Source organism: Bradyrhizobium sp. AUGA SZCCT0176 (assembly GCF_018130145.1).
GTDB lineage: Bacteria > Pseudomonadota > Alphaproteobacteria > Rhizobiales > Xanthobacteraceae > Bradyrhizobium.
In genome coordinates this window covers 46,281-52,359 of record NZ_JAFCMB010000031.1, presented here as the reverse complement: position 1 = coordinate 52,359, position 6,079 = coordinate 46,281, and the positions used below count along the sequence as shown (strand labels likewise).

Sequence of the window (6,079 nt, the reverse complement as noted above, 5' to 3'; positions counted from 1 at the left end):
GAGATCACGGCATAAGCCGTAAAGCCATTGCGCAGGGAAGGCCGGGTGTTCTCCGCTGCCCTGTATGCTCGTGTGCACCTTGTTTTGTGCAAACCGCACGCGAGACCGCGGGTGCAGCGCGCACCCGGTCTTCCCTGCGCCCTCTCATTTGGGGAGGGCGGGAAGTTTCTGGCAAAGCTCGGGCGCAATGCGTCGCGAGAATAATTTTTGTCGTCCCGCGAAGGCCGGGACCCATAGGCCGCGGCCCCTGTTATTGAAAAAGGAAGATGACGACCAGCGTGCAAAAGCAATTACCGCCTGTGGTTATGGGTCCCGGCCTTCGCCGGGACGACGGATAGTGATTGGCATACTGGAGCGCCTGTGGTGATGACAGCTGATGGCTCACCCCGCCCGCATCTCGGCCTTGATCATATCCGCCGCCTTCTCGCCGATCATGATCGTCGGCGCGTTGGTGTTGCCGCCGATCAGGGTCGGCATCACGGAGGCATCGACGATGCGCAGGCCTTCCAGGCCGTACACTTTCAGCTTGGGATCGACCACTGCCATCGGATCGCCAACGCCCATCTTGGCGGTGCCGACCGGGTGATAGACGGTGTCGACACGGGCGCGCAGAAGCTTGCGGATGTCGTCGTCGGTGTGCACATCAGCGGTGAACATGTCCTGTTTCTGCAGCGCGCGCAGCGCCGGCGTGTCCAGCAACCGTTTTGTCACCTTGTAACCGCCGACCATGGTTTCGAGATCGTCGGGATGGCCGAGGAAATTCGGATCGATCAACGGCGGCGCAAAAGGATCGGCGCTGCCGAGCGCGACATGGCCGCGGCTCTTTGGCCGCAGCTGGCAGACATGGAGCGAGAAGCCCGTGCCCTTGTGCCGCTTGCGGCCGTGATCGTCGGTCAGCGCCATGCCGAAATGCAATTGCACGTCGGGCACGTCGAGGTCGGGCCGGGTTTTCAGGAAGCCGCCGCATTCGGCGAAATTCGACGTCATCGGCCCGCGGCGCTCGCGCCGGTACTGGCGGATACCGCGCAGCAGCCGCGGCAGGGCCTTGAGCGAAAGGCCGTTGAAATTCGGATTGTCGGACAGGTAGCCGAACACGAAGTCAGGATGGTCCTGCAAGTTCTGTCCGACGCCGGGCAAATGATGCACGCTTGCGATGCCGTGCTTGCCAAGCGCCGCGCCGTCGCCGACGCCGGACAGCATCAGCAGCTGCGGGGTCTGGAACGCGCCGGAGGCGACGATCACCTCGCGCCGGGCGCGGAGCTGCTTCAACTCCTTGCCCTGGCGGTATTCGACGCCGACCGCGCGCTTGCCCTCGAACAGGATGCGCGTGGCTTGCGCGGTGGTCTCGACGCGCAGATTGGCGCGGCTATTCATATGCGGATGGATATAGGCGCGCGCCGCGCTCCAGCGTTCGCCGTTCTTCTGCGTCACCTGGTAGATGCCGAGGCCTTCATGGTCCTCGGCGTTGAAATCTTCGCGGATCCGGAATTGGCCTTCCTGCGCCGCCTGCAGGAAGATCTGCTGCACCGGATTTTCGGTGCGCAGTTTGTTGACGGCGAGCGGGCCGTCCTTGCCGTGATATTCGCCGCCGAAATCGGCGTTGTTTTCCGAGCGCTTGAAAAAAGGCAGCACGTCGGAGAACGACCAGCCGGCGTTGCCGAGCGAGGCCCATTGGTCGTAGTCGCTGCGGTGGCCGCGGATATAGACCATGGCGTTGATCGCGGACGAGCCGCCGAGCCCCTTGCCGCGCGGCTGATAGCCGATGCGGCCGTTGAGGCCGGCCTGCGGCACGGTGTTGAAGGCCCAATTGTTGATGGTGCCGGTCACCATCAGCGCCAGCGCGAACGGCGTGGTGACCACCCAATTGTCGTTCTTGCCGCCGGCATCCAGCAACGCCACCGACGTCTTTGGGTCCTCCGAAAGCCGTCCCGCCACCGTGCAGCCGCCGGAGCCGCCCCCCACCACCACGAAATCGAATATGTCCGTCACGCGCCGCCCCCGATAATGATGTTTTTGTGGACTTTTGTTGCGTCAAAGTTCCGCTTTTGCGCCTTTGATGGCAAGGGCGGCTTCCCGAGGCCGTTTCGTGCCGTTTTTGGCGTCACAAAAACCTCAAAAACTGCACCATGGGCCTTTCCAAAGCAGGCTTGCGTTGATACATACCCCTCGCACCCAGGGGCATTGCCCGGGTTGCCTTCTCAGGAAGCCTCTGGACGGGAACGATCGACGCCCAAAAGCGTTGGCCGCTTTCGCTTCGGGTTCGGTTTTTGGGAAGGCGCGCAACGGTTTAACGCGGGGTGGAGCAGCCCGGTAGCTCGTCAGGCTCATAACCTGAAGGTCATAGGTTCAAATCCTATCCCCGCAACCAAGTTAGCCCTTCCAGGTCATCGACCTGGAAGGGTTTTTCTTTGGGGTCGCCGATCCCGGCCATCGGGCCAATCCCGTGCGGGCGAATCGCGCGGCGTCAAATCGGTGGCTTCGATGCGCAGGCGATTGGCGGAAGGTCTCAACGCCTGCCTGATGTGTGCCGTGTGCCGCCACGGCGTTCCGACTCTCAACGAGCGAACGAATAGCGCCGGCCGATCTTCGCGCATATACGCTGCCGTGCTGCACCCGACAGCTGTACTGCAAACCCCATCGCTATGAGTACTCAGTAAGCAATGCGCTGCCTAAATCTTCCGACGACAGACAATTCTTTCACCACGAAAGCGAAACGTGAAAAGGTTAGCATCACGCGGGGCCGCTTGGTGGGAGTGGTGCACGTGAGTTGTGAACGAAGAATCTTTCCAAGGCGATATCAGGCAAACATCGCACAGCCTTATACCCTCATCGGGTTGACGGTAGAGGAGACACGTGAGTTCGAACGGCTGGACCATCTTTCTGTCGAAGGCGATTCAGGCAACGCCACCTGGACTCCGGATGGCGAGCCAACGACGCCCGAAGAGAGGCGATGGTTCGAGCTTTATCGCAAACACGAAATCGGCTGGAGTGCCTGGCTCGCAGCCGAAGGTGGGTCGACAGCGGCATTTCCCGTTCGAGATCGCTCGGTGCTCTAGCATTCCGATTTTTTTTGATCTGGTGTCCCCTCGCTTGGAGCGATTCGCCGGGCTCCTATTTGAGTATGTCTGTTATTCATTGATTGCATGGGTCGGTTGCGTTGTTGCAGAAGCTCGCCGGGTGGCACGCCTTGTGCTTTTTATTTTCTGTGCGCCGGAACCGCGCGCTTGTCGCTTTATTGTCGCAACTCTGCGCCAATACAGCCCGCCAAACAAAGTGGAATAGAAGATGAGTTCACCAATGCTATGTGATGACGATCAGGATTTTTCCGCCGGTGAACACCTTGGACGTGAAATTCAGCTGCAGGATTCCTCCCTCCGCAATATCTACGAGACGCGTTTGCAACTCGCCCAGCAGCTTGAGGAAAATCTGGCCTTGCGCCGCGCGATAACGCTTCGGCAACGGCAGTCACTGGCGCCCCTGGAGCCCAGTAGGGTTCGCGCAAACGGGCGGATGCGTTAGGGCGATCGTTTGATCGTCGCTGTCGACTGAAAACTCGGGAATGCGCGTTTCCGCACCCGATTGCGAGGTGCATGCCGACAGGTCCCATCACATGGGCGCCCAACCCTGCAGCGCTACTTTTCGGGGGAGCACATCGGTCGCGCACGCCGAATTGCCGGTGCTGGGCTCACTGGCATTCAAAAGGCCCCGATCGGGAAGATGCCGAGCCGGATTCCGATTTGCACCGGCTCCGGCCAACTTCAAAAGATTGTATCATTATAGGAGGCAACCATTGGATGTTGTGGCGGGCAAATTTGTCCTCCAAATTGCCTCCTGCGAGAAATTTTTTTGATGCGAACCCGTATTTCCCCTAATCAAATGTGGTAATTTTGCGAAGTATTGAATGGGAATACAACCTGAGCGAACAAATAAGTCGCCAGAAAAATATTGCAGGGAGAAGAAATGAAGTTTCGCAAATTCAATCTCTCGTCATTTTCCATGGATGAGTTGTGGGCCCTCCATGAGCAAGTCGGCAATATCCTGGCCGAAAAAATAACGAGTGAAAAACGTGAGCTGGAGCAACGCCTTGCGAAGCTGAACAGCGGCATGATGGCGAAAATCAAACGGCCGGATCGGCAAGTGGCGGAACGGCGAGCCGCTCGCCGAAAATATCCTCCGGTGCTTCCCAAATTCCAGAATCCATCTGACCCGTCCGAAACGTGGGCCGGTCGAGGCAAGCAGCCGCGCTGGATGGTATTGCAGCTCAAGGCCGGCAAGAAGATGAATGATTTTCTGATTGATCGCGTCAAGCGCAAGCGCGCGAGCACCCGGTAGACCGCAGAAGTTCGGCCCCGACGCACGTTCGCTGCCGCGGACGTCATTCAGCGCGCCGCAAATCGGCCGGGCCATACGCTGGGCCTGCCGCGCAAGGGTGACTGCCTCGAGCGCACGGCGGGTGGGCGCGCTGGAAGTCGTCTTCCCGCTTCGCCGGTCGACGGCCTAGCCGGCCAGTGCCACCTCGGCCAGTTCGAGCCATTTGGTTGCCATCTCGCGCAGCATCCGGCGCGATTGTTCATCGGTCGTCGTGGCGGCCAGCTGCAGGCAGTGATTGGCAAAATCCACATATCTGTCGCTCAGAGAAGTCTGCTGCATGATCGATCCGCGAATATCAGGAAGTTTTGTCCGTCGAGGAGAAGGCCAAACGGACTGAGATGCCATCTCGCGAGAGTTATCTTGCTGCCGGCATTTAAATAGATATTACTCCGATCAAATTTTAAAATTCAACTGCCCAAGCCACATTTGGATTAGGAATCAGATTTTATTTGATCACCGAGCTGATCGACATTTACTGAACACAGTGCGCCACTAGAGGGTGTGCCACGAGCTGATCAGGTTCAGCACCTCGTTCTCATTTCTCCAAACAAGCAGAGCGCGCCAAAATGCTGCAGCGGCCGGAAAGAATCCCGTTTGTTGTCAGGGCCAAAGAGAAGTTTTTCACGGGAGGATTCCTAGGGCTGATACTGCTGGTAATGGCGGTGTGGATGTACTTTCTGGGCTCCATCTTTTTGAACCTGGTGACCTGGTTTCTTTCCTGACCGACGGGCAGGATGCAGGGCCCGGTGAATTCGGATTCGATCGAATCGCTTTCCATGGGCGTCACGGGCGCGAGCGGCAGGCAATCAACAATCAAAGTGTCGGTGCCGCAAGACCGGCTGCACGGGCGATCGGAGTTATGGGAGCGTGAATGGCGTACATTTTCCTGGCTAAGCTGTGGGACGGTGCGGTCGCGTCCTTTGTTCGCTCAGACGGTGAACACTTGATCGTCCGCGTCGAAGGCCATGAACGAAAAATTTCGCGGGACGTATGGCGAGAGCTCCCCGAGCAGCAGGATCGCGTCCATCATCGCGAGCATGGGCATGGACGGCACGGACCGGCAGATCCTGGCTTGCGCAGATCCGAGCAATGAATCGACGAGTGCCTTGAGTGGCATCGGTGCTTGCCGCGATCGTGCGAGCCGGACCTCAGATCAACGACATTTGAAGGGAAGATGCCCGATGCCCGCAGAGCCGTCCGCAAAATTAAATAATTATTAACCAGGTTCGAGTGACCTAGGGCATTATGCTGCCGTGGCGGCGCCAACGGGACGGGCATTAAACGATGTTTCAGCTGCTCTCACGGACTCGCGCGCAAAAGCATGCTGGCGATCGATCGGGCGACCGGGATTTCAGGGTTCGGTCGGCCGGACGTGATCTCGACACCGACCGGTTACGGGTGAGCTCCATTCTGGGCGCGCTGGATGCTTCCATTCGCGAGGCGGAGCAGGAGCAATCGGGCCTCAGCCGGCGCGTCGAAGACGTCCTGGCCCGTGCTGCGGTGACATTCGGAAATGGCACCGACGAGTACCTTGAGCGCGACGCACTCGACAGCCACCACCAGACCTTGTTCGGCAACGAGATCTCCAACGGACAGCGCCGGCTTCAGGAACTTGCGACAACGATAGCCCACTTCAAGTTTTTGAAGGCTGCTTTGCTTAGCCGCTTTCCGGACTTCAAGCCTCCTGCACCCGCCGCGTAAGTCTTGC

The 6,079-nt window shown here is 59.0% G+C and carries 6 protein-coding genes and 1 tRNA gene; 3 read left to right on the top strand and 4 right to left on the bottom strand.

The window, feature by feature from the left end:
• Nucleotides 1–381: 381 nt before the first annotated feature.
• A complete protein-coding gene (locus tag JQ600_RS34640; RefSeq protein ID WP_212267180.1) occupies nt 382–1,989 on the bottom strand; it encodes a GMC family oxidoreductase N-terminal domain-containing protein in 1,608 nt (535 codons plus the stop codon).
• A 302-nt stretch (nt 1,990–2,291) separates the two neighbouring features.
• Between JQ600_RS34640 and JQ600_RS34635 the strand changes: the two genes are divergently transcribed.
• Nucleotides 2,292–2,368: transfer RNA gene (locus JQ600_RS34635), tRNA-Met, on the top strand.
• Nucleotides 2,369–3,300: 932 nt separating this feature from the next.
• On the opposite strand, the gene JQ600_RS34630 is transcribed toward JQ600_RS34635, so the two are convergent.
• The gene (locus JQ600_RS34630; RefSeq protein WP_212267183.1) at nt 3,301–3,459 is read right to left on the bottom strand and encodes a hypothetical protein; all 159 of its coding nucleotides are present in this window, start codon (nt 3,457–3,459) and stop codon (nt 3,301–3,303) included.
• Between the two features lie 501 nt (nt 3,460–3,960).
• Here JQ600_RS34630 and JQ600_RS34625 point away from each other — a divergent pair.
• Nucleotides 3,961–4,332, top strand: coding sequence for an H-NS family nucleoid-associated regulatory protein (locus JQ600_RS34625; protein ID WP_212267186.1), 372 nt, complete (start codon nt 3,961–3,963; stop codon nt 4,330–4,332).
• A gap of 165 nt (nt 4,333–4,497) precedes the next feature.
• Here the strand turns inward: JQ600_RS34625 and JQ600_RS34620 are convergent, their stop codons facing one another.
• Both JQ600_RS34620 and JQ600_RS37345 read right to left on the bottom strand, forming a co-directional pair.
• Nucleotides 4,498–4,650, bottom strand: a complete 153-nt coding sequence (locus JQ600_RS34620) for a hypothetical protein (protein WP_212490335.1) — start codon at nt 4,648–4,650, stop codon at nt 4,498–4,500.
• Between the two features lie 649 nt (nt 4,651–5,299).
• Complete coding sequence (locus tag JQ600_RS37345; RefSeq protein ID WP_283813447.1) at nt 5,300–5,425, bottom strand: hypothetical protein; 126 nt, start codon at nt 5,423–5,425, stop codon at nt 5,300–5,302.
• 230 nt (nt 5,426–5,655) lie between these two features.
• Between JQ600_RS37345 and JQ600_RS34615 the strand changes: the two genes are divergently transcribed.
• Nucleotides 5,656–6,072, top strand: coding sequence for a hypothetical protein (locus tag JQ600_RS34615; protein ID WP_212391985.1), 417 nt, complete (start codon nt 5,656–5,658; stop codon nt 6,070–6,072).
• Nucleotides 6,073–6,079: the final 7 nt, after the last annotated feature.

Excerpts from the sequence above, each read along its gene's own strand:
- JQ600_RS34625 (WP_212267186.1), top strand. The coding sequence starts at position 3,961 with ATGAAGTTTCGCAAATTCAATCTCTCGTCATTTTCCATGGATGAGTTG.
- JQ600_RS34620 (WP_212490335.1), bottom strand. The coding sequence starts at position 4,650 with ATGCAGCAGACTTCTCTGAGCGACAGATATGTGGATTTTGCCAATCAC.
- JQ600_RS34615 (WP_212391985.1), top strand. The coding sequence starts at position 5,656 with ATGTTTCAGCTGCTCTCACGGACTCGCGCGCAAAAGCATGCTGGCGAT.